Annotated in this window: 22 protein-coding genes; 13 read left to right on the forward strand and 9 right to left on the reverse strand. The window is 58.6% G+C overall.

The annotated features are described in order from the left end of the window. Positions 1-227: 227 nt before the first annotated feature. Together LOY68_RS06975 and LOY68_RS06980 are read left to right on the forward strand one after the other, a co-directional pair. Positions 228-809, forward strand: a complete 582-nt coding sequence (locus LOY68_RS06975) for a DJ-1/PfpI family protein (protein ID WP_054046826.1) — start codon at positions 228-230, stop codon at positions 807-809. 14 nt (positions 810-823) lie between these two features. Continuing rightward, on the forward strand, positions 824-1,129 hold the full coding sequence (locus tag LOY68_RS06980; RefSeq protein WP_054046824.1) for a ribbon-helix-helix domain-containing protein: 306 nt from the start codon (positions 824-826) through the stop codon (positions 1,127-1,129). A 142-nt stretch (positions 1,130-1,271) separates the two neighbouring features. Here LOY68_RS06980 and LOY68_RS06985 read toward each other — a convergent pair whose 3' ends face one another. The 3 genes from LOY68_RS06985 to LOY68_RS06995 all read right to left on the reverse strand — a co-directional run bounded on the left by LOY68_RS06985 (position 1,272) and on the right by LOY68_RS06995 (position 5,445). Continuing rightward, the gene (locus LOY68_RS06985; protein ID WP_265043780.1) at positions 1,272-3,830 is read right to left on the reverse strand and encodes a TonB-dependent receptor; all 2,559 of its coding nucleotides are present in this window, start codon (positions 3,828-3,830) and stop codon (positions 1,272-1,274) included. A 122-nt stretch (positions 3,831-3,952) separates the two neighbouring features. Next, the gene (locus LOY68_RS06990) at positions 3,953-4,912 is read right to left on the reverse strand and encodes a FecR family protein (protein WP_163908889.1); all 960 of its coding nucleotides are present in this window, start codon (positions 4,910-4,912) and stop codon (positions 3,953-3,955) included. Next, positions 4,909-5,445, reverse strand: coding sequence for an RNA polymerase sigma factor (locus LOY68_RS06995; RefSeq protein WP_054046817.1), 537 nt, complete (start codon positions 5,443-5,445; stop codon positions 4,909-4,911). Before LOY68_RS06995 ends, LOY68_RS06990 begins: the two co-directional genes overlap by 4 nt. Before the next feature lie 167 nt (positions 5,446-5,612). Here LOY68_RS06995 and LOY68_RS07000 point away from each other — a divergent pair, with 167 nt between their 5' ends. After that, on the forward strand, positions 5,613-5,957 hold the full coding sequence (locus tag LOY68_RS07000) for a YegP family protein (protein WP_265043781.1): 345 nt from the start codon (positions 5,613-5,615) through the stop codon (positions 5,955-5,957). A gap of 132 nt (positions 5,958-6,089) precedes the next feature. Here the strand turns inward: LOY68_RS07000 and LOY68_RS07005 are convergent, their stop codons facing one another. Continuing rightward, complete coding sequence (locus tag LOY68_RS07005; RefSeq protein WP_265043782.1) at positions 6,090-6,977, reverse strand: dihydrodipicolinate synthase family protein; 888 nt, start codon at positions 6,975-6,977, stop codon at positions 6,090-6,092. A gap of 29 nt (positions 6,978-7,006) precedes the next feature. Then, positions 7,007-7,789: an aldolase gene (locus LOY68_RS07010; RefSeq protein WP_265043783.1), complete on the reverse strand. Its 783-nt coding sequence runs from the start codon at positions 7,787-7,789 to the stop codon at positions 7,007-7,009. 159 nt (positions 7,790-7,948) lie between these two features. Between LOY68_RS07010 and LOY68_RS07015 the strand changes: the two genes are divergently transcribed. After that, on the forward strand, positions 7,949-8,491 hold the full coding sequence (locus LOY68_RS07015; protein WP_265043785.1) for a helix-turn-helix domain-containing protein: 543 nt from the start codon (positions 7,949-7,951) through the stop codon (positions 8,489-8,491). Between the two features lie 180 nt (positions 8,492-8,671). Next, positions 8,672-10,474 carry a right-handed parallel beta-helix repeat-containing protein gene (locus LOY68_RS07020; RefSeq protein ID WP_265043786.1) on the forward strand — a complete coding sequence of 601 codons (1,803 nt, stop codon included), beginning with the start codon at positions 8,672-8,674 and terminating at the stop codon, positions 10,472-10,474. Positions 10,475-10,489: 15 nt separating this feature from the next. On the opposite strand, the gene LOY68_RS07025 is transcribed toward LOY68_RS07020, so the two are convergent. Beyond that, positions 10,490-11,509: a DUF4917 family protein gene (locus LOY68_RS07025; RefSeq protein ID WP_265043787.1), complete on the reverse strand. Its 1,020-nt coding sequence runs from the start codon at positions 11,507-11,509 to the stop codon at positions 10,490-10,492. Positions 11,510-11,666: 157 nt separating this feature from the next. Between LOY68_RS07025 and yiaY the strand changes: the two genes are divergently transcribed. Further along, positions 11,667-12,815: an L-threonine dehydrogenase gene (yiaY, locus tag LOY68_RS07030; protein WP_163908897.1), complete on the forward strand. Its 1,149-nt coding sequence runs from the start codon at positions 11,667-11,669 to the stop codon at positions 12,813-12,815. On the opposite strand, the gene LOY68_RS07035 is transcribed toward yiaY, so the two are convergent. After that, positions 12,812-13,978 carry a multidrug effflux MFS transporter gene (locus LOY68_RS07035; RefSeq protein WP_265043788.1) on the reverse strand — a complete coding sequence of 389 codons (1,167 nt, stop codon included), beginning with the start codon at positions 13,976-13,978 and terminating at the stop codon, positions 12,812-12,814. The two genes, yiaY and LOY68_RS07035, sit on opposite strands and share 4 nt — an antisense overlap. Positions 13,979-13,994: 16 nt before the next feature. Beyond that, positions 13,995-15,230, reverse strand: a complete 1,236-nt coding sequence (locus LOY68_RS07040; protein WP_265043790.1) for an aminotransferase class I/II-fold pyridoxal phosphate-dependent enzyme — start codon at positions 15,228-15,230, stop codon at positions 13,995-13,997. Between the two features lie 202 nt (positions 15,231-15,432). Between LOY68_RS07040 and LOY68_RS07045 the strand changes: the two genes are divergently transcribed. From LOY68_RS07045 to LOY68_RS07060, 4 genes are all read left to right on the forward strand, one after another. Next, on the forward strand, positions 15,433-16,341 hold the full coding sequence (locus tag LOY68_RS07045; protein ID WP_265043791.1) for a LysR family transcriptional regulator: 909 nt from the start codon (positions 15,433-15,435) through the stop codon (positions 16,339-16,341). A gap of 255 nt (positions 16,342-16,596) precedes the next feature. Beyond that, positions 16,597-17,790: a CaiB/BaiF CoA transferase family protein gene (locus tag LOY68_RS07050; RefSeq protein ID WP_054046798.1), complete on the forward strand. Its 1,194-nt coding sequence runs from the start codon at positions 16,597-16,599 to the stop codon at positions 17,788-17,790. Beyond that, a complete protein-coding gene (locus LOY68_RS07055; protein WP_265043792.1) occupies positions 17,787-18,713 on the forward strand; it encodes a hydroxymethylglutaryl-CoA lyase in 927 nt (308 codons plus the stop codon). The genes LOY68_RS07050 and LOY68_RS07055 overlap by 4 nt, the downstream gene beginning before the upstream one ends. Positions 18,714-18,899: 186 nt before the next feature. Then, entirely contained in the window at positions 18,900-20,231 is a 1,332-nt protein-coding gene (locus tag LOY68_RS07060; protein WP_054046794.1) for an MFS transporter, read from the forward strand. Between the two features lie 78 nt (positions 20,232-20,309). Here the strand turns inward: LOY68_RS07060 and LOY68_RS07065 are convergent, their stop codons facing one another. Continuing rightward, positions 20,310-20,798 carry a DMT family transporter gene (locus LOY68_RS07065; RefSeq protein WP_265043793.1) on the reverse strand — a complete coding sequence of 163 codons (489 nt, stop codon included), beginning with the start codon at positions 20,796-20,798 and terminating at the stop codon, positions 20,310-20,312. A gap of 78 nt (positions 20,799-20,876) precedes the next feature. Between LOY68_RS07065 and LOY68_RS07070 the strand changes: the two genes are divergently transcribed. The 3 genes from LOY68_RS07070 (at position 20,877) to LOY68_RS07080 (ending at position 23,405) form a co-directional block, all read left to right on the forward strand. Next, positions 20,877-21,794 carry a LysR substrate-binding domain-containing protein gene (locus LOY68_RS07070; RefSeq protein WP_265043794.1) on the forward strand — a complete coding sequence of 306 codons (918 nt, stop codon included), beginning with the start codon at positions 20,877-20,879 and terminating at the stop codon, positions 21,792-21,794. 121 nt (positions 21,795-21,915) lie between these two features. Then, positions 21,916-22,650, forward strand: coding sequence for a hypothetical protein (locus tag LOY68_RS07075; protein ID WP_265043796.1), 735 nt, complete (start codon positions 21,916-21,918; stop codon positions 22,648-22,650). A 29-nt stretch (positions 22,651-22,679) separates the two neighbouring features. After that, positions 22,680-23,405 (forward strand): hypothetical protein, encoded by a 726-nt coding sequence (locus tag LOY68_RS07080; protein ID WP_265043797.1) that lies wholly within the window; start codon positions 22,680-22,682, stop codon positions 23,403-23,405. Positions 23,406-23,409 lie beyond the last annotated feature (4 nt).

The raw sequence follows: 23,409 nt of genomic DNA on the forward strand, positions 1-23,409 counted from the left end.
GTTGCGAGTAATCCTCGCAACGTAGGAGCTGCCGAAGGCTGCGATCTTTTGATCCTGACCTTGATCTTGATCTTTTCCTGAATCGCTGAAGATCAAGATCAAAAGTTCACAGCCTTCGGCAGCTCCTACGTGTGATCGGCGTAGTACTCGGGTATTACCTGCCATGCCGATTAAGGACTACCTTGAATACTCCTGCACGCCCACGTATTCCCAGAGGAGTCCTCCCCATGGCTGCCAAGAAAATTCTGATGCTGGTCGGCGATTACGTCGAAGACTACGAAGTGATGGTACCGTTCCAGGCGCTGCTGATGGTCGGGCACACCGTGCACGCCGTGTGCCCGGACAAGAGCGCCGGCCAGACCGTGCGCACCGCGATCCATGACTTCGAAGGCGACCAGACCTACAGTGAAAAACCCGGTCACCTGTTTGCCCTGAACTTCGACTTCGCCAAGGTAAAAGCCGCCGACTACGACGCGCTGCTGGTGCCGGGCGGCCGTGCGCCGGAGTACCTGCGCCTGAACGAAAAAGTCCTGGAGCTGGTGCGAGATTTCGACAAGGCCGGCAAGCCGATCGCGGCCGTATGCCACGGTGCGCAATTGCTCGCTGCGGCGGGGATTCTTGAAGGTCGCGAGTGCAGCGCTTATCCCGCCTGCGCGCCGGAAGTTCGCCTCGCTGGTGGTACGTTCATCGATATCCCGGTGACGGAAGGCCACGTTCAAGGCAATCTGGCCACTGCTCCAGCCTGGCCGGCGCACCCGAGCTGGCTCGCCGGTTTCCTCGGTTTGCTGGGCACCAAAATCACGCTGTAACGAGGGACGTTTCCATGTGCGAGCTCTACGTCAAAGCCGATCCGATCCTCTACGAATCGCGCTCCCGCTCGCTGCGCATCTGCGGGGTGGTCACCACCCTGCGGCTGGAAAATCAGTTCTGGGACATCCTCAGCGAAATCGCCGAAGTCGACGGCATGACCACCAACCAGTTGATCGCCAAGCTGTATGAAGAGGTGATGGACTATCGCGGGGAAGTGGTGAATTTTGCTTCGTTCCTGCGGGTGAGTTGTATGCGGTATTTGAGTCAGCGGCGGGTGGTTGCGCCGGAGTTGTCGGTGGTGCGCACGGCGGTGAAATAGGTTCGACCGTGGTGACCCATTCGCGAGCAAGCCCGCTCCCACAGGGTTTCTTTGGTGTACACAAAATTGTGATCACACTGAGATCCACTGTGGGAGCGGGCTTGCCCGCGAAGGCGCCAGGCCAGGCGACATCTATTCTGGATCAGAAGAACCGCGTCACACTCACCTTGGCATTCCTCCCCTGGCTATACGCCCGATCCCCGCTCAACGCCGGTCGATAATCCTCATTGAACAGATTATCGACGGTCAGATTCACCTCCGTCCCTTTCAAATAAGCCTGCTGCGGTTTCCAATTCGCAAACAAACCCTGCACGTTGTAGCGATCGTTGGCGTACTGGTCATAAAACACATCACCCACCGTATTTTTGCCCGAACCATAGTTGTCACTCGGCAAGCGGTCGGACTTACGCACAAACTCACCCTGCCAACCGACCTGCGCATCCCAACTCGGGATCTTCACGCCTAATACGGCGATCCATTTCGGTGGCGGCACGTCGCGCACCCAAACGTCCGGGCCCCAAGGATTGGTGTAGGCGCCTTCGTGCTTACCGGTCATCCACGAGTAGGACAGCGAGCCGAACAGGTACGTCGAGTCGTAGAAACTTTCCACTTCGAAGCCCTTGATCGTCAGCCCGCCGATATTGCGGTAGTTGCTCATCGCGCCCGAGCCTTGGCAGTCCGTGGCGATGGTGCCGCCCTTGATCGCCTGGTTTTCGCAGCCGACGCCAGTGGCCTTGAAGATCTCGTCGTCGATCTTGTTGCGGAACAACGTGGTGCGGATCTGTACGTTGTCGTGGTCCTGGAACACGTTGGCAAAGTTGCTGATGTTACCGGCGCGCCAACCGGTGATGCGTTCCGGATCGAGGTCGACGCTGGTGGCAGTGCGGCTGCCGAGTCCCTGGACTTCGTACTGCTCGTCGATCACCGGCGCGCGCCAGGTCTTGCTGTAGTCGACGAAGAACCCGACGTCCGGCGTGACCCGCCAGAATGCCGACAGCCGTGGCGACCAACCGGTGTAGGTGCGGTCGCTGTAATCGTGGCCGATCGCCGGGTCCGGGTTGTTGTAATACGGCGCATCGTTGGCCTCGCCACGGTTACGCACATGGTCGTAGCGCACGGACGGCGTGAGGGTGAAATCCCCCAATGTGATCGCGTCTTGCAGGTAAGCACTGTGGGTGTCGACTTTGCCCTGGGGCATGAAGCTCGGCTGGAAGTAGCCGTAGTTGTACTTCGGCACGTCGTAGGTTTTGCCCGGCATCCACATCTCTGTGTCGCGGCTGTGCTTGCGGATCTGGATGCCGCTGGTCACCGCGTGCGCCAGGACGCCGGTGTCGAACAGGCTGATGTTGCTCGCCTCGACAATCCGGTCCTTATACGCGGTGTCCATCTTGCGCCCGCCGGTGGCGGTCTGGAAAAACGCCGTGGCATCGCGCTCGTCGGTCTGGTCGGTGTTGGACTCCGAGTAGCTGAGCTTGAAGTCGATCAAGCGGTTGTCCAGCGGCTGGTACTGGTACTTGGTCGACCAGGTGGTGTCGATGGTTTCGCGGTTGGCCAGAAAACGCCGCAAGGCATTTTCGTAACCGTACTGTTTGATGTTCGACTGGGTCGGCGGCGTCGGGTAGCTGGCGGACGAAAAGGGCGTCCAGCGCTCGCTTTGGGAGCGCGAATACGACAGGCCGACGCTGTGTTCATCAGTGAGGTGCAGATTGAATTTGAGCAACTGACCGTCCAGATCCTGGGCGCTGTTGGGCAGGCGCTGGGGATTGATCGGGTAGCTGTGGTCCGGGTCCGGTGGGGTGCCGGCGAGTTTCATGTCGTCGCCATCGCGCTTGGTCAGGTACACCAGCGCATCGGCGCGACCGTCATCTGTACGGCCAAACACCGCGCCGCTGTAGGTCTGTTGATGATCGTTGCTGGCGTAGCCGTATTTGATCATCGCGCCGCTGTTGCGGCCCTCTTGCAACAGGTCCGGGGCGTCCTTGGTTTCCATGTGCACGGTGCCGCCGAAACCGCCGTTGCCGGTGAGCATCGAGTGCGGGCCTTTCTCCACTTCGATGCGTTTGATCAGCTCCGGCTCGATGAAAATCGTGCCTTGCTGGTAGCGTTCGAAGCCACTTTTGGTCGCGCCGTCCACGGTCAGCGGCACGTCCTCTGCATCGCCCAGGCCCCAGATATTGATGGTCTGGCCGCCGGGTTTCATCGAGCCGCCCATGCTCACGCCGGGCAGGGTCGCCAGCAGGCTGGGGATGTTGCTCGGCTGGTGGCGGTCGATGTCGGCCTGGGTCAGGGTCGAGCGGCCGACGGTGCTGGAATCGACCTCGGTGCCGCTGCCGATCACGCTCAAGGCGTCGAGTTGAATCCCGTCGCTGCTGCTGGTCACCGGTTCTTCGGGACGCACAACGTAGGTCTGATTGATCTTGATCAGGCCGAATTGGCTGTTGCCGAGCAACTGCCGAATCGCCGCTTCGGCGCTGTAATCGCCATCAATGGCCGGGGCCTTGAGGTTGCGCAATTGAGCTTCGTCGAACAGCAACTGGATGTTCGCTTGTCGAGCAATCTGGCTCAACGACGTGGCCAGCGATTGCGCCGGCAGGTGCAGATTGATCGACTCGGCGTGGGCTTGCAGGCTCAGCGACAGGCAGGCGGCGAGCAGGGTCGGGCGAAGGCAGGCGAGCGGATAGGACGAAGACACGCGAAACATTGAATCCCCCAGGGCGGCGAAAAAGGCCAAAAAGGTCTGCGTACACAACGCAGACCGGAGGAAGACGCGGCAGGCAAAAAAAACCTCACATGCGAATGAAAAATATTCTCATGTGAGGTTTTTCAGCGCGCTTCGATTCGGATCTGACCGTTGGCGAGGGCGACGGTTTTCACCGGGAGTAGCGCCGGGAGTGCGTTAAGCAAGGCATCGGGATCATTCACATCGAGGTTGCCGGAGACTTTGAAACGCCCCAGTTTTCCCTCGGCCAACAGCACCGGCCGCGCACGATAGAGGTTCAACTCGTCGATCAGGCTGGCCAGTTCGCGATTGCGAAACGACAGGTGGCCGCTGCGCCAGTCGGCGACTTGCCCGTCAGTCAGGGATTGTTGTTGCAGGGTGCCGCTGGCCAGGTCAAGCGAGGCCTGCTGCTGCGCGCCGAGCAGGGTTTGCGTCTTGCTGTCGGGGGCAAACGCGACCTGGCCATGGGCGACGCTCACCACTACTTGTTTGTCGGTGCGCCGCACATCAAAACCGGTGCCGACCACCCGCACCGTCGATTCGCCGGTATGCACCCACAGTGGGCGCTCTTTGTCGGGCGCCACTTCAAGATAGATCTGGCCTTGATCCAGATAAATCTGCCGCTGCTGCCCATCGAATGCGATGCGCAGCCGGGTGTTGGCGTTGACCGACAAGGTGCTGCCGTCGGGCAGATTGAAGGTGCGTGCACCTTTGGCTTGGGCTGCAATCTGGTCTTGATAGACGCCATGGGGCGTGCCGAGGCTGAACGCCAGCACCGCACACACCAGTGCCGCGGCAACAGCCAGGGCCGGGCGCCAGGCATTCGGTTTGCGCTGCACAATCAGCGGCACCGGTTTGTTCTGTTGCTGGAGTTCAGCGAGGTCGGCCCACAATTCTTCGAACGCCCGGTAGGCCTTGGCGTGTTCAGGCTCGTTCATCCACAGCTCGAAGGCCTGGCGATCGGCGTTGCCATCTTCCTGGCGATTGCGCACAAACCAGCTCGCGGCCTGGGCGTCGATGCCGTCATCCGGCAGATCGCTGTCGATCTCGTGTCGGGGATTCATTCTGGCTGCTCCGTGCCGTTCTTGTGGTCCAGGCGTTGCTTGCAATGCAACAGGGCGAAGGCGATGTGCTTTTCCACCATGCTCAGGGAAATGCCCATGCGCTCGGCAATCTGTGCCTGACTCAGGCCTTCAAAGCGGTGCAGCATAAGGGCTTCTCGACGGCGCGGCGAGAGTTCGGCGAGAACACCTTTAAGTTGCTCCAGACGTTGCAGGCGTTGCGCGCCGGCCAATGGGTCATGCTGGTCGTCGGAAACGGGTTCCGGGTCTGCCTCGTGATGGGGCTGCACGATGTGTCGCACCTTCTGCCGACGCCAGTGATCGCGCAGCAGGTTACGTGCCATCTGGAACAGAAATGCCCGTGGTTGTTCGACCTTGGCGCGGTCGCCGTAGTCGAGCCATTGGGTGAACACGTCCTGGGTCATGTCCGCCGCGTCGCTGGGGTTATCCGTGCGTTTGCGCAGGTAATGCAGGATGTCCCCGTAGAACCGGCGAAAGGAGTCAGCCGACAACGGGTCGGGCGTGAGGCGAGGCATGGATATCCTTCTCGACGAAGCGCGGTGCAGAAAGTCGCGGATGATATCGAGAATTATTGCTATTTGTCTTCTGGCACGTGAGGGCTAATCTCAAGAAGTGGCTAAACCGTGTGGAGGGTCTTTACTGTCAGGCAACTTTGACTGGATCAATCGACAGGAGAAGCACCATGTCTGGATGGTATGAGTTGAGCAAAACCAGCATCGGGCAGTTTCGCTTTGTGCTGAAAGCGGCGAATGCCGAAATCATTCTGAACAGCGAGCACTACACCACCCGCGCCGCTGCCGAGGGCGGGATTGCCGCCGTGCAGAAAAACAGTCCGCTGGATGAACGCTACGAGAAAAAGACCACCAAGGATGGTCATCCTTACTTCAACCTCAAGGCGGGTAATCACGAGGTGATTGGCAGCAGCGAAGCGTATTCCTCGGACGCTGCGCGGGAGAAGGGCATCGCCAGCGTCAAGGCGAACGGGCCGACGACGGTGATCAAGGACAAGACGTTGCCGGTGCTTTGAACCCCAACACAAATCCCCCTGTGGGAGCGAGCCTGCTCGCGAAGGCTGCTTAACATTCGACAAATATGCTGAATGTCAGATTGCTTTCGCGAGCAGGCTCGCTCCCACATTGGTTCTATGTATGTATTGAAATCAGCGCAGTGCTTTCAGCAATCCTTGAAGCTGCCCGCAACCCGCCTCACTCAACGGAAACACCGGCAGCCGTGGATCACCCACTTCCAGCCCGGTCATGCGCAACCCGGCCTTGATCGTCGCCGGCAAGCCGCCCTTGAGGATGAAGTCCAGCAGCGGCAATTGGCGATAGAACAACTCACGCGCCTTGCCCAAATCATTGGCCAACACCGCTGCATACAAATCCAGATTGAGCTGCGCGATCAGGTTCGGCGCCGCCGTGCACCAGCCTTTCGCCCCGGCGGCAAACGCTTCCAGCGCGAGTGGATTGCAACCGTTGTAGAACGGCACCTGACCTTCGCCGAGCAGTTGCAGCTTGTGCATGCGCTGGATGTCGCCGGTGCTTTCCTTGACCATCGTGACGTTTTCCACAGCGTTGAAAATCCGCAGGATCAACTCCACCGACATGTCCGTGCCGCTGGTGGCCGGGTTGTTGTAGAGCATGATCGGCACGCCGATGCTCTCGCCGATGGCGCGGTAGTGGGCGAGGATTTCCGCTTCGCTGAGTTTCCAGTAGGACGCTGGCAGCACCATCACCACATCGGCGCCATGAGCTTCGGCGAAACGCGCGCGGCGCACCGCTTTGGCAGTGGTCAGGTCGGACACGCTGACGATGGTCGGCACGCGTTTCGCGACGTGCTGGATACTGAATTCGCTGACCTGATCCCACTCGGCGTCGCTCAGGTAAGCGCCTTCGCCGGTACTGCCCAGCGGCGCGATGGCGTGGACGCCGCTGTCGATCAGGCGGTCGATGGAACGCCCGAGCGCCTGCAGATCGACACCTTCGCCATTGGCGGTGAACGGGGTGATGGTGTAGCCGATGATGCCGTGAATGGTTGGGGTCGACATGGGGTCGCTCCTTTTGAAAATGAATGAGATCAGTTCAGGCAATCGGCGTGTTGGCGCAGGTTCTGCCGAGCGTAGTAGTTGAACGCGGCGGCGTGGCGTTTCGATTTGGAAATCCAGTCATGGGCTTCGCGACCCAGCTCCGGCAGGATCGGTTTGATCGTCCCGGCGCTCATGGCCAGCAGCTGCAACTTCGCCGCGCGTTCGATCAGTTGCGCAATCACACAGGCTTCTTCGATGCTCGCGCCGGTGGACAACTGGCCGTGGTGGGAAAGCAGGATCGCGCGTTTGTCGCCGAGCGCGCCGGCAATGATGTCGCCTTCTTCATTGCCCACCGGCACACCGGGCCAGGCTTCAAGAAATGCGCAGTCTTCGTAGAGCGGGCACAGGTCCATGTGCGAAACCTGCAACGGCACTTCAAGCATCGACAACGCGGCCACATGAGTCGGGTGTGTGTGAATGATGCAGTTCACATCCGGCCGGGCGCGGTACACCCAACTGTGGAAACGGTTGGCCGGGTTCGGCATGCCGTGGCCCTCAAGCACTTCCAGATCTTCGTTGACCAGCAACAGATTGCCGGCGGTGATTTCATCGAAACCCAGGCCCAGTTGCTGAGTGTAATAGGTGCCAGGTTGCGGGCCTCGGGCGGTTATTTGCCCGGCCAGGCCGGAGTCGTGACCATTCTCGAACAGGATGCGGCAGGTCAGGGCCAGCTTTTGCCGGTCGGTCCACGTATTATCCGCCAGGGTGTTTTGCATCTGGATCAGCGCTTGCTTGACCAGTTGGTCTTTGGGGAGTGCTAAGGTCTTGGCCATATCGGTGTCCTTTGGCTGGTTCAACGGACGTCGGGTTTGCGTTTTACCCGTTGCTTGCAAGGTCGTGGGTGAATGCAAATGACACTAAAGAGGCTATATGACACTTTGTGTCATTGGCAAGCACAAATCGTCGGCTCCTTGATGGATTAATCGCTTCGCATGTCTATCCGTTTGAAATTACTCAGGAAAAAACTTGGCGTGACCTTGGAGGCCTTGGCCGAAAAGTCCGGCATGACCAAGAGTTATCTGTCGAAAGTCGAGCGCGGGCTGAACACCCCGTCGATCGCGGCTGCGCTGAAACTGGCCAAGGCGTTGAACGTGAAGGTCGAGGAGTTGTTCTCCGAAGACAACATCAGCCTCGACAGCTACAGCCTGGTGCGCAGCGACGAGCGCCAATCCCTGGCCGCCAACGACCACAGCCCCGGTTACGCGGTGCTGGCGCATCAGGTCAGTGAACGCAGCCTGCTGCCGTTCATCATCTACCCGCCGAAGGAATTCACCGACAAGACCTTCAAGGAACATTTGGGGGAGGAGTTTCTGTTCGTCCACGAAGGGCAGGTGGAAGTGGACTTCATGAACGAGCGGGTGCTGCTCAATCGCGGGGATGCGCTGCACTTCAATGCGCAGAAACCGCATCGGATACGCTCAGTGGGGGAGGTTCAGGCGCAGTTGTTGGTGGTGGTGCATAGCTCGGAAGAGTGAGTCAGGTTTCGGGTGGACAGGGTGGTGGCACATTAGTATCGTTCCAATTTTGAAAAATTCGATGTGTGGATGGGCTTTTTTCTGTCGACCGTCTCAAGCGCGCCTGAAGTGTCGTGCAAAAAGGGAAGGAACCCAGCCGTACGGGTTGCTGATAAATACTGAACGACCAAGTAGCGTGATATGAGTAAGCAACCGATTGGATTTATGAGTTATGTGCGTTTTGTCGATGAGCACGAAAATGGAAGATTGACTGAGTTTTGTAAGCGCTTGAGTGGTGAAGTGCGCATGCATACTGGAGAGCACTTCGAGATTTTCCAGGACCGCAAAAATATTACCTGGGGGCAGGAGTGGAAGCAGCGTATTGATGACACTATTGATGGTGCAACTTTTCTTATTCCTATCATAACGGCGGGCTTTTTTAAGAGTTCGGCATGTCGCGAGGAGTTAGAACGTTTTTTAGTTAGAGAGAAAAAATTGGGTCGCAATGATCTGATATTTCCAGTTTATTATGTTACATGTGGTGTTCTGGAGGATGAGGAAAAGAGGTTGCAGGACCCTTTAGCGCAAATTATTCATACTCGTAATCGTATTGATTGGAGAGATATGAGATTTGAGCCTTTCACTAATCCAGAAATGTGGCGGACCTTCAACCGAATGGCTCAACAAATTGTTGAGGCGATGGAGCGGGATGTAAATTTTCAGAAACCGATAGTAACAGTAACTGAAGATGTTGACGAGGTCGAGGCGAAATTTGAGTCCGGTGTCGAGCCGGATGTGAGTCATGCCCAACTAAGGTCCCACAAAATAGAAAATAGGTCAGAGCCGCCTACGCATATTGTTGATGCTCTTCATCGAGGTCATTTCACAACAATATCTGAAGCGTTGAAAGTTGCTAAGGCTGGAGATCAGATACTGGTTAGGCCGGGAACTTATCAGGAGGCTATTGTGATTGATAAACCTCTGGAGATTATTGGTGATGGACCAATCGGAGAGGTAGTAATCGAGTCGAAGAATGCCACAACGGTCAGATTTCATAGCACTATGGGCAGACTTTCAAATCTCGTATTACGTCAGATGGGAAGTGAGAAATATTTTTGTATTGATATCTCTCAAGGCCGTCTGGATGTAGATGGTTGCGATATAACCAGTAAAAAGCTTTCTGGGGTTTCTGTGCGTTCGGGTGCTTCGCCCCAATTTCGACGCAACAAAATTCACAGTTGTGGGCAATCCGGTGTTTTGATACGTGAAGGTAGTTCAGGTACATTCGAGGATAATGAGATTTTTGGGAATTTCTTCTCAAATGTAGCTGTAAAAGCGGGAGCTAATCCAACGTTTCGGCGTAATCGTATTTTTGAATCTAAACAAAGTGGGATATATATTTTTGAACAGGGATATGGTTTGTTTGAAGATAATGAAGTTTTTGGGAATGGTACCGTAGCAGTGATTATTAAGGACGATGGTGGTCCGGTGATTCGTCGCAATCGTTTGTACGAGTCCAAAAAGCATGGGGTTTTAGTGAGTGCTTGTGGTCTAGGTTCGATAGAAGATAATGAGATTTTTGGTAATGGTCGGGCGGGAGTGTTAGTTGAAGGTGACAGTGCGCCGCAGTTACGGCGGAATGATATTCATACTAATGCATACGCAGGTGTTTTAGTAGGTGAGGGCAGTAAGCCTGTTTGTTATCGAAACAAAATTCATGATAATAAACAGGGAGGGGTGTATTGCTATGAGGGTGGGGGTGGTCTGTTTGAGGAGAATGAGATTTTTTCGAATAAGAATAACGGGTTTCTGGTAAAGGATCAGGCGAATCCTACCTTGAATAACAATGTCATAAATAAAAACGGTAAGCGTGGTATTTTTATAGGAGATGACGCGCAAGCTACTCTCAAGAAAAATGACTTGCGTGGTAATAATTTGGCTTCATTATATATCGTACAAAGTTCCATTCCAAATGTGATAGTACAGGGTAACCTTAAAGACTGACCCAGTTGTTAAATCTTAACGCTCCACGGGCACGGCCAGCGTCGGACTGCCGAGCCCATGAGTCTTGGAATCAAAAAACCTCAACTCAACCCCCGTCCCCTCAAACACCTTCGCGTAATGCCGCTTCTGGTGCTGGATAAATGCCTTGGTTCGCGGATAAATCGACACCGCCACCACCTTCGGTTTTGCCTGGCGCAACGCGTGGATGATGTGGCTGTCCTGCTCGCCCAGCGCATGCCCGAAGATGCACAACCCCTCGCCATGCCCCAATAACTGGTCATAGCAAAACGACAAATAATCCGAACTGCGGATGGTCTTGAGTTTGTCCTGGGCCGGGCCTTCGTTGACGAACAGCGGCACGTCATCCAGGGTCTTGATCGTGTTGTTGATCGCGAAACTGCCGAGCAATGTGCCCTCGGTCGACATCAATTTGCGCGCGGTGCCGTCCTGATTGCGCACCAGGTGCAGACCACCGTGCAGGTACAGCAAACGCGGTTTGTCGGTCGCGCTGGCGCTCAAGTCGAAGCTAGGCTCCGTGCCGTGAAACAGGTCGGTGATCGCATCAGGCTGGTGCTGGATCGCCCAGTTACCGAGCAAATCGTAATTGGTGGTGAACACCGTCTGATAGTTGGCCAGTTCCCGGTTGATCGTCGCCAACGTCGACGGCACCACCAGTCGCCAAGGAATGTGCACCGCGTGCACGGTGTTGATCAGCGCTTCCTTGATTGCGTAGTAGCGATTGCGCGGCGCGGCGGAGCTGACGGCCAGGGCCTTGTTGACGCGGCTGGTGATTTTCAGCGCGCTGAGGACCTGCTCGAAGCTGCGGGTCTGCATCGCATCGAACACACTCAGCTCGGATTGGCTCAGGGGTTTTTCTTCGACGGTGCGCGCATTTTCGAACAGCGAGTCGTAGCCAAAGTCATCCCACACCGCGCGGCTGGCGCCGTTGCCCAGCAGCAGGCCGCTGAACGAAGCGGTGGTGCGCAAGGCGTTCCAGTCTTCAAGTTGGGCATCAACATCCTGGAAATCGGTCATTGCGTTGGTCGTCTCAAAAGCGAAAGGTCGGATGGGCGGCGACTTTATCACGACCGGGGGTTGAGCCAGATCAACATGCGCCGTGACCGATCGGTCGATCCTGTGTTCATCCGCTGAATTGGAGCTATCGATTCGGCCCCTCGCAGGAGATTCGCTCATGAGCAGCACGTTTTTCATCCCCGCCGTGAACATCATGGGCATCGGTTGCCTCGACGAAGCCATGGACGCCATTCGCAAGTACGGTTTTCGCAAGGCGCTGATCGTCACCGACACCGGTCTGGCCAAGGCCGGCGTGGCGGCGATGATTGCCGAGAAACTGGCGGTGCTGGACATTGATTCGGTGATTTTCGACGGCGCCAAGCCCAACCCGAGCATCGCCAACGTTGAGCGTGGCCTGGGCCTGCTCAAGGAAAGTCGCTGTGATTTCGTGGTGTCGCTGGGCGGCGGTTCGCCCCACGACTGCGCCAAAGGCATCGCCCTGTGTGCGACCAACGGCGGGCAGATCCGCGACTATGAAGGCGTCGATCAATCCGAGAAGCCGCAACTGCCGCTGATCGCGATCAACACCACGGCCGGCACCGCCAGCGAGATGACGCGTTTCTGCATCATCACCGACGAATCGCGCCACGTGAAAATGGCCATCGTTGATCGCAACGTTACGCCGTTGCTGTCGGTCAACGACCCGGCGCTGATGGTCGCGATGCCCAAAAGCCTGACCGCCGCCACCGGCATGGACGCGCTGACCCACGCCATCGAAGCCTACGTTTCCACCGCCGCCAACCCGATCACCGACGCCTGCGCACTGAAAGCCATCACCCTGATCAGCAACAACCTGCGTCTGGCCGTGCGCGATGGCAGCGACATGGCTGCCCGGGAAAACATGGCTTACGCGCAGTTCCTCGCCGGCATGGCGTTTAACAACGCTTCGCTGGGATATGTCCACGCCATGGCCCACCAGTTGGGCGGTTTCTACGACTTGCCCCACGGCGTGTGCAACGCAGTGTTGTTGCCACATGTGCAGAGCTTCAACGCGCTGGTCTGCGCCGATCGTCTGACCGACGTGGCCCACGCCATGGGCGCGGACATTCGTGGCTTCAGCCCGGAAGAGGGCGCGCAAGCGGCCATCACGGCGATTCGCAGTTTGGCCAGGGACGTGGAAATCCCCGGCGGCTTGCGTGACCTCGGCGCCAAGCTCAACGACATCCCGATCCTCGCCACCAACGCCCTCAAAGACGCGTGTGGCCTGACAAACCCGCGCGCGGCGGATCAACGGCAGATCGAGGAGATTTTCCGCAGCGCGTTCTAAACGGTTTTGCGACCCGGCGCGAGCTTCACGCAGAGCATCGCGCCCAGGGCCAGCAAGGTGCACAGCAACGACAACGGCCACGCCTGTTGACTGGCGATCAGGCTGGCGATGCCGCCAATGACGGCGGCCATCAGTTGATGAATGAAACCGCTCAGTGCCATCGCATAGGCACCGCCGACCGGTGAACCGTCGTTGGCCAGCGACAGGCTGATCGGATAATTCAACGACTGGCCGAGCACCGCAAAGCAGTAGGGCAGCCAGAACAGCAGCGCCACCGATGTCCCCGCCAGACTCCCCAGCAACATCACGCCGCAGCCGGCCAGCACCAGCCCAACGCCTAAAGTCATCAGCCAATGCTGACCGGTTCGCAGCACGAAGCGATTCACGCCCAGCGCTCCGAGGAAATACGCTGCACTGATTGGCCAGCCCAGCAATCCGTATTCCACGGCGGACCAGTTGAACGGTCCTTGCAGAATCAATGGCGCTGCGCTGTTGAATGCGATGATCACTCCGTAACCGAGGCCACCGGCGAGGGCTGGCAGCAGGAACGCTTTATGACGAAGGATGCGCCAGTAGCTTTGCCACGCAGATGACTGAGCATTCTCCTCTGTCAGTACCGGGAAAGTGACCTGCGCCACGATCACGGCCAGCAAAACGCTCACGCCGCCCAACAGGTAAAAGATCGCGGGCCAGCCTAAGGCGACTTGAATGATCGACCCCAAATACTGGCCAATCCCCAACGCCACCACGAAGGAAATCGAAATCCAGGACAGCGCCTTGGCCAGCAGATCACCGCGAAAACTGTCGCGGATCAACACCCGGGCCATCACCGAAATCCCGCTGGCGCCAATGCCCTGAATCAGTCGAAAACACAGGAAGGACTCCAGCGTCTGACTCAAGGGCAGGACCAGGTTGCCCAGGCCATAGATGCCGAGTGCCGCGAGCAGCACCGGTTTACGCCCGATTCGCTGGCCAAGGCTGCCCCAGAACAACATCGGCAGCGCCATGCCGATCAGGTACACCGCCAACCCCCAGGACACCTGCGATGGCTCGGCGGACAAATGCCGGGCAATCTCCGGCAGTGCCGGCAGGTAAATGCTCATGCCCAGTTGCGCGAGAAAAACCGTGCTGCAGGTGACGAGGAGGGTGGTGGTGCTTTTCATGGAATCTTCCCTGGGTTCAGCAGTTGACGTCCCGACCGTGAGTGCGCAAAAGCTCGGTGATGAGTTCACAAAAGTGGCGAATCAACGTGGCTTCCATGTCAGCGCGCAACGTAATCCGGATGGCCGCCTGACCTTGCGCAACCACCGGGAAAAACACCGCCGAGGTGAAGAACCCGAGATTGGCCAGTTCGGTCGCCAGGCTGTTGGCGAGCGCCGCTTCGCCACAGCGGATCAGGCGGATCGCCATGTTGCTGCCGTGCTGTTCGGTGTGGATCAGGCTGTCAAAGAGCTGGATATTAACCTGAAGTTTTTCCTGCAACGCGGCGAATTCCGGAGTGTGGTGCAGCTTGATCGAAGCCCGGCCGGCACCAATGGCTGCGCTGTTGAGGCTCTGCGACCAATTGCTTGGGCCACCGTAACGCTGAATCAGCTTCTTCTGGCGTTCGCTGCCAAGCATGACCACGCCGCCACTGGCACCGAACGACTTGCCCAGTGACGCGACGATCAGGCAGTCATCATCAAGGGCCTGAAACCGGGGGCGAGCCAGACCGGCGCCGAATTTTCCGACAGCGGAAAGGGCGTGGGAATCGTCCAGGTAGAGAAACAGCCCATAGCGATCCTTCAGGTACAACAGACTGTCCATGTCCGCCACCCCACCCATGCTGTAGGCGCTATCGGCCACGTACGCGACCGTGGTGTTTTGCTGACACTGTTGTTCCAGGAAATCCATGTCGTTATGCGGGCACGTCACGACTCTGGTTTCGTCCGCACACGCAGCTTTGAGGTGATTCATCGAGTAATGCGCCAAGCGGTCGAACACCATGACAGGAGGACGGTTTTCGGTGAAGACGCCGCTGGCCAGCAACGGCAGGATCCCGGCGCTCGCCGCGCTGCACGACAGGGTGCTGAGGCAACGGGTGCCGAACAGCTCGGACAGCTCGGTTTCGTACTGATCCAGAATCGCCAGTTTGCAGCGATTTTTCGAGTTGGCGACGCGCAGGGTGCCGGTTTCCCACAATGTGCTCATGGCGCCCTTGAGCAGATCGGGATGGTGATCCAGGCCCAGGTAAGAGGTGGTGCAGAAGTGATGAAATACCCGCCCGTATTGATCAACCATGCGGTTGGCGCTGCGGATGTCGACGTTGAGTCCGGCGACTTTCCCGGCTTCGGCGGTTTCCCAATCGTGATCCGCCAGCGCGATCAGTTTTCGATAGTTGGTGAAGGTGTTTTGCGTGTGTGTTGTCTGGTCCATGTGAGCGTGCCTTTCCTTGGTTGATGAAGCGGTCCGTGTGTGTTTCCAGACTTTACAGAGGGCGGCGGAAGCATTGAATCGGCCGATTCCGGCAGGGTTGAGTGTTTCAAGAGATTTATGTGTAGGAAGGTGTGTTGTGAGGCTGTAGGCCAAAATCGGGCTATCCTGCCGACTCAGCCGAACCCAAGTCATCGAGCCTCCCATGCTGCAAAAAAGCCTGATCCGCCGTCTCGACCTGATCACCCTCCAACTGTTCGTCGCCGTTCACGAAGAGGGCACGCTGACCCGTGCCGCCACCCGTGAGGCCATCGCGGTGTCGGCGGCCAGCAAGCGTTTGATGGAGTTGGAGGAAGCATTCGGCATCAGTCTGTTCGTGCGTCAGGCCAAGGGCATGACCCTGACGGCGGCCGGTGAAACCTTGCTGCACCATGCCCGGCAGATGCTGTTCAATGTCGAGAAAATGGGCCTGGAACTGGGCGAGCACAGCCACGGGATTCGCGGTTATGTGCGGATGCTGGCGAATCTGTCGGCGATCATTCAGTTCTTGCCGGAAGACCTGCGGGACTTTTCCGAGCGTCATCCGCAAGTGAAGACTGACCTTGAGGAAAGGCCCAGCAGCGGGGTGATTCAAGGCGTGCTCGACGGCGTGGCGGACCTCGGGATTTGTTCCAGCGACAGCGACGTCAAGGGGTTGCACAGCGTGCTCTATCGCCAGGACAAACTGGTGGTGTTGATGCCAGCGGAGCATCCCCTGGCTGGCCGCGAAACCCTGGCGTTTGCCGACACGCTGGGCAGCGACTATGTCGGTTTGCATGCCGCCAGTTCGATCAACATGCGCACCCACGCGGCGGCGCGCAAGGCGGGCAAAGTGCTGCGGTTGCGGATTCATGTGCCGGGGTTTGATGCGATGTGCCGGATGGTCCAGGCGAACATGGGCATCGGGATTTTGCCGCAGAAAGCCTATGAATTGTTCGGACGCGCGCTGGGGTTGCATGCGGTGCCGTTGACCGATGAGTGGTCGGATCGGGCGTTGATTCTGGTGGTGCGGGATGAGGCGGGGTTGTCGCCGGTGAGTCGGATGTTGTTTGAGCAGTTGCGTGGGGAGTCCTGACAAATGTGTATTGAATGGGCTGGCCTCTTCGCGAGCAGGCTCGCTCCCACAATTGATCTTCAGTGAATGTAGATTTTGTCCACGCAGGAAATCCCCCTGTGGGAGCGAGCCTGCTCGCGAAGACGGTCCTGAGGTCGCGACAATCTTTCAGAGCGTTCGCGTTTCACGAACACCCCTTGCCAACTGAAGGTTGGATTCCCCACCCCCCGGTCCTCTAGCCTTGGCACATATTCCAAGAACAAGAGGTACCCCGCGATGACTGCCCCCTTGAGTGCAATCAAAGTAATCGAGATCGGCACGCTGATCGCTGCGCCGTTTGCCGCGCGCATGCTCGCCGAGTTCGGTGCCGAGGTGATCAAGATCGAAGCCATGGGCCAGGGCGATCCCCTGCGCAAATGGCGCAAGCTGCACGAGGGCACCTCGCTGTGGTGGTACCTGCAATCGCGCAACAAGAAGTCCTTGGCGCTGAATCTGAAATCCCCTGAAGGCATCGAACTGGTCAAGCAACTGGCGACCAGCGCCGACGTGCTGATCGAAAACCTGCGCCCCGGAGCCCTGGAAAAACTCGGCCTGGGCTGGGACGTGTTGCACGCCCTCAACCCCAACCTGACCCTGGTGCGCATCTCCGGCTATGGCCAGACCGGCCCTTACCGCGACCGTCCGGGTTTCGGCGCCATCGGCGAGGCCATGGGCGGGATTCGCTACACCACCGGCACCCCCGGTTCGCCACCGGCCCGGGTCGGCGTCAGCCTCGGTGACTCACTGGCGTCGCTGCACGCGGTGATCGGCGCGCTGATGTCGTTGCTGCGGGTCAAGACCGGGCAGGGCGGCGGACAAGTGGTCGATGTGTCACTGGCCGAAAGCGTGTTCAACGTGATGGAAAGCCTGGTGCCGGAATACGACATGCAGGGCCATATCCGCGAACGCAGCGGCGGCGCGTTGCCGGGCATCGCACCGTCCAACACTTACCTGACGGCGGATGGCGCTTATGTGGTGATCGCCGGCAACAGCGACCCGATCTACAAGCGCTTGATGAATGTGATCGGTCGCAGCGATCTGGCTGACGCGCCGGAATTCGCCCACAACGACGGGCGTGCCTTGAAAAGCAATGTGCTCGACGCCGCGATCACCCACTGGACCAGCAGCCTGCCGATCAACGACGTGCTGTCGGCCCTCGAAGCCGCCGAAGTCCCGGCCGGGCGCATCTATTCCGTGGCCGATATCGTCGCCGATCCGCACTATCAGGCGCGGGACATGCTGCTCAACGCCGACCTGCCCGGCGGCGCCACGGTGAAGATGCCGGGCATCGTGCCGAAACTCTCGGAAACCCCCGGCGGTGTGAACTGGTCCGGGCCGCAACTGGGCCAGCACACCGACGGCATCCTCGCCGGGTTGGGCCTGACCGGTGCTGACATCGAACGGCTGAAAGCCGAAGGGGTGGTGCAATGATTACTGACTTTTCCGAGACGCTGATCGTCCAGGAAGTCTCGCCGCGGGACGGTTTGCAGATCGAGCCGACCTGGGTTGAAACCGTCGACAAGATCGCGCTGATCGATCAACTGTCGCTGGCCGGGTTCAGTCGTATCGAGGCCGGTTCGTTCGTCTCGCCGAAAGCCATTCCGGCATTGCGCGACGGTGAGCTGGTGTTCAAGGGCATCACTCGGCAGCCCAGCGTGATCTATGTCGCGCTGATCCCCAACCTCAAAGGCGCACAACGGGCGCTGGCGACACAGGCTGATGAGCTGAACCTGGTGATGTCCGCCAGCCAGACCCACAACCTGGCCAACATGCGCATGCGTTGCGAAGACTCGTTGGCGGCGTTCGGCGAAATCGTGCACTACGTCGGCGGCACGCAGGTGCGGCTTAACGGCAGCATCGCCACCACGTTCGGTTGTCCGTTCGAGGGCAAGATCGATGAGGATCGCGTGTTGCAGATCGTCGAGGCCTATCAGGAACTCGGCATCCAAGGCATCACCCTGGCCGACACCACCGGCATGGCCAATCCACGGCAAGTGGATCGACTGGTGCGCCGGGTGTTGCAACGGGTTGCGCCGGCGGACCTGACACTGCATTTCCACAACACCCGTGGCCTGGGCCTATGCAACGTCCTCGCTGCCTACGAGGCCGGTGCCCGACGCTTCGACGCCGCGCTGGGCGGGCTCGGCGGTTGCCCGTTTGCACCGGGAGCCTCGGGCAACATCTGCACCGAAGACCTGGTCAACCTGTGCGATGAAATCGGCATTCACACCGGCATCGATTTGCCGTTGCTGCTGAAACTGTCCCGAGGCTTGCCGGCGCTGCTGGGCCATGAAGTGCCCGGTCAACTGGCCAAGGCCGGACGCAATTGCGACCTGCACCCGACCCCGTCCTGACAGACATCAAAAATCCCCTGTGGGAGCGGGCTTGCTCGCGAAGGCGTCGTGTCAGTCGCCATCCATATTGACTGACACACCGCTTTCGCGAGCAAGCCCGCTCCCACAGTAAGAAGCATTCCAAGCACCTCAACCAGACAACAAAAACAATCGGACACCCACGGGAAGTCCGCCTGGAGAAACCCCATGAGCCTCAATGTACTGGAGGCGGGCGCGAGCCCGTCCGTTAGCCACGATGTCGAAAAAGCCCTGGTCAGCAAAGTGGCCTGGCGCCTGATGCCGCTGATCATGGTCTGCTACCTGTTCGCGTTTTTCGACCGCATCAACATCAGCTTCGCCAAGTTCCAGCTACAGACCGACCTGAGCCTGAGCGACACCGCCTACGGCCTCGGCGCCGGCCTGTTCGTGGTCGGTTACGTGCTGTTTGAAGTGCCCAGCAACATGATGCTGTACAAGGTCGGCGCCCGGCGCTGGATCGCCCGGATCATGATGTCCTGGGGCGTCGCTACCGCCGCCATGGTCTTCGTCAACAGCGAATGGCAGTTCTACGCGCTGCGCTTTGTGATCGGCGCGATGGAAGCGGGTTTTGCCCCAGGTGTCCTGTATTACCTGACGCTGTGGTTCCCGCAGCACTATCGCGGGCGCATCACCTCGATGCTGTTTCTGTCCTCCGCGTTTGCCGGTCTGGTCGGCGCTCCGTTCTCCGGTCTGGTGTTGCAACACCTCGACGGGGTGATGGACATGCGCGGCTGGCACTGGCTGTTCCTGCTCGGCGGCGTGCCCTGCATCCTGCTCGGTTTCCTGGTGCTGAAGTTGCTCAAGGACCGCATTGAAGACGCGCATTGGCTGACGCCTTCGGAGAAGACGTTGCTGGCCAGTCGCATTGCCCACCATGAGCCACACAAGGGCGGCGGTTCATTGCTTGCGGCATTGCGGATTCCGGGGTTCCTGACCTTGGGGCTGATCTACTTCCTGATCCAGGTCGCGTCCTACGGCTTGAATTTCTGGGCCCCGCAATTGATCCGCAGCGCCGGTACAGAAAGCCCGGTGATGATCGGTTTGCTGACGGCGATCCCTTATATCTGCGGCGCGATCAGCATGGTGGTGATCGGGCGGTTGTCGGACTCGACCGGTGAGCGGCGCAAGTTTGTCGCCGGCCTGGTGACGCTGGGCGCGGTCGGATTCTTCTGCGCCGGGATCTTCGCCAACCACACGACCTTCCTGATTGTCGCGCTGGGCTTGCTCGGTGCCGGGATCATTGCCTGCATCCCGAGCTTCTGGACCCTGCCGCCAAAACTGTTGGCCGGTGCGGGTGCCGGTGCGGCGGGCGGGATCGCGGTGATCAACACCCTCGGGCAGTTTGGCGGCATCGTCAGCCCGGTGATGGTAGGGCGGATTAAAGACCTGACCGGCAGCACCACCCCGGCGCTGTACGTCATCGGTGTCGCTGCGCTGATTGCTGCTGCGCTGCTGTTGTGGGGGTTGCCGCAAAAACTGCGCACGCTCGACAAGTTTTAAAAGATCGCAGCCTTCGGCAGATCCTACAGAGGCCACGCACCCCTGTAGGAGCTGCCGGAGGCTGCGATCTTTTGATCTTCAAGAAGTAGCAATCACCGCTTTCGCAGGTGAATCACTGAACTGAATCAACACCACCCCCGCCACCAGCAACACAGCGCCAAACACCCGAGGCAAGGTCAACTGCCGCTCCAGCAACCCGAACAGCCCGAAATGGTCGAGCACCATCGAGGCAATCACTTGCCCGGCCAGCGCCAGCACCACAAAGCCCGACGCGCCGAGTTTCGGCAGCAACATCACCGCCAGCGCCACAAAGCACACCCCGAATACGCCTCCCGCCCACATCCACAGCGGCGCCTTGCTGATAAACGCCACTGACGGCAGCGGCAAGCGCAGGGCGAGGATGATCGGCAACAGCACCAGCAAACTCACCAGCAACGAGGCCAGCGTCGCCCATAGCGGATGCCCGAGGCCGCGATTCAGGTTGGCGTTGATCGCACTCTGAAACGGCACCACCGCCCCGGCAATCACCGCCAGCAACAACAGACCGGCCCACTGCAACGTACTCATGATCATGTCTCCAACAGGTTTTGCTGGACTGTAGGGTATTCGTCGCGCAGATTTAAATTCCGTTTTGCTATCCGGAACATGCATCAGATGAATGATCTTCGGCGCATCGATTTGAACCTGCTGGTCATCCTCGACGCCTTGCTCAGCGAACAACACGTAACCCGCGCCGCCGAGCGTTTACACCTGAGTCAACCGGCGGTCAGCCATGCGTTGGGACGTTTGCGCGATCTGCTCGGCGATCCGTTGCTGGTGCGCGCGGGGGCCAGTCTGGTGCCGACCCCTCGCGCGCTGGAGTTGATCGCGCCACTGGCCGAAGCCCTGGCCCAGGTGCAATCGCTGCTGGCGCCCAACACCTTCGACCCGGCCACCGCCAAGCGCACCTTTCGCCTCGCGATGTCCGACTACGGCGCCGCTATCGTCCTGCCGGGGCTGATCCGCACCCTGCGCCGGGAAGCGCCGGGCATCGACCTGCAAATCAGCCATGCCAGCCGCGAAGGCATGCTCGATGGCGTGCTCAACGGTGACATCGACGTGGCGGCGGGCGTGTTTCCCGAACTGCCAAACGAATTGCGCAGCACGCCGCTGTTCGACGAGCACTACGCCTGCCTCGTCGACCGCCACAGCCTGCCCGCCGACGGCACGCTCGACCTCCCAACCTACCTGGCCCGCCCCCACGTCTTGCTGGAAATGCGCGGCAGCGGCACCCCGGAAATAGAACGGGCATTGACTGCGTTAAGAGAGCGCCGTCGCGTGGCCATCAGCCTGCCGCACTGGAGCGTGGCGCCGGAGTTTATCAGCGGGACGGATTTGATCCTGACCGTGGCTTCCCGTGGGTTGCGCGGGATTGATGAGCAGTCGTTGATCGTCGTTGCGCCGCCATTTCATATCCCGTCGTTTAGCTTTGTGTTGGTCTGGCATAAGCGGCGGGGTGGGGATCAGGCGTTGAATTGGTTGAATGGGCGGATTGAGCAGGGAATAAAACCAGTCGCTGATTAATTTCAGAAAACACACGCAGGGGCGTTACGGTCGTAACAATTGGTTGAACGGACGCTTCTTGCCGAGGATAGTGCGCGGCTGAATTCGTCTGATATTTATTGATACACACAAGGAACAGGGAATGACATTGAAGTCTGGGTTGATGGGGTGTGCAGCGCTGTGCGGTTTGGTGATGGCGACGCAGGCGTTTGCTGAGTGTGAGAAACCAACGTTGTATGGCGATTTCGGTCATTCGACGTGCAAAGATTGGCCTGCATATCCGGGGCTGACGATTACGGCGATGTCGCAGTTTGAATCGGGATTTTCGGCAAGCGGCTCCGGGCCTGAGGGGAAATATGATCTCGATCTGGCCGTTGTCTCGGCGGGTGAGTCGAAGCCGTTGGCGACGTATCACAAGTCTGATGCTTTTGAGTCGGATGCTGTTGTTTTTGAAGACCTGGGACTCGATACCGCGCGCTACAAGCTCAAGCCTGAGCTGCGAGCCTTTGGTGTGCGCGCCACGTTCAAAGGCTCGTCACGCCTCTATCCATCGGATGAAACAGTGCTCACGCTGTACGTCAAAGAGGGCACCACGCTGCGTCCGGTGATGGATGGACTCATCACCTATCAGTACGGTGGAGAATGGGATGGTGATTGCGCCGGTGGACGGTTTGAAATCACCCGGACGCTGGAGATCGGCAAAACCAGTTCACATGGCTTCGCGGATCTGATCGTCAAAACCGTGAAGATGGACACGATTGGGAAGGGCGAGGGTGATGCGTGTGAATCCAATTCCGTGACCGCCAAACCGGTGCAGACAACACTTCGCTATGACGGCAAAAACTACGTGCTGCCAGGCGACTTCAAAGGCGTCTAAAGACGGCGCATCGATCAGGGAAGAACATGATGACCACAAGGAAACTGCTGAACTCACTCGCCATGTTTGGCTTGATTACGGTTGTGCAGCAGGCGCAAGCGGGTTGCGAAGAACGGCCCTTCAGCACGCTATCGTTCACTATTTGCAAAGTCTGGCCGGCGTACGATGACCAGACCATCGTCGCCACATCGATATTCAAGCCGGATTCCGAAGGCGGCAACAATGACGGCGGAAACGTCGATCTGGAATTATCGATTATTCATTCGACAAGCTCGAAACCCCTGGCCACTTACCGCAAGACAGACGCCTATTATTCGGATGCCGTGGCGTATGAAGGGCTGGCCATTGATACGGCGCGGTACAAACTGACGCCGGATGATCGCGCATTTGGTATTCGATCGAAGTTTGAACACGGCTCAAGCGTAAGTCCGTACCACAAAACCGAACTGGCCCTGTATCTCAAGGATGGCGACGCATTGCGCCCTGTGCTGGAAGGGCTGGTTATTGCCATGGGCCGGGGTGAATGGGACGGCAACTGCGCGGGGCAGGGCGATCGAACTCAAAGAACCGTCGATATTGGCAAAACAATGCATAACGGCTTTGCAGATCTTGTGGTCAGTTCCACGGTGACTGAAACCAAAAACTTCGTCGTCGGCGAAAAGTGCGAAAGCAAGTCCAAAAAGTTGAAGACAACTCAGGTCACCCTGAGCTACGACGGTAAGCAATACGTCGTGCCAGAAGCGCTCAAAGGTTAATCAC

It is taken from the genome of Pseudomonas sp. B21-053, from assembly GCF_026016365.1.
GTDB lineage: Bacteria > Pseudomonadota > Gammaproteobacteria > Pseudomonadales > Pseudomonadaceae > Aquipseudomonas > Aquipseudomonas nunensis.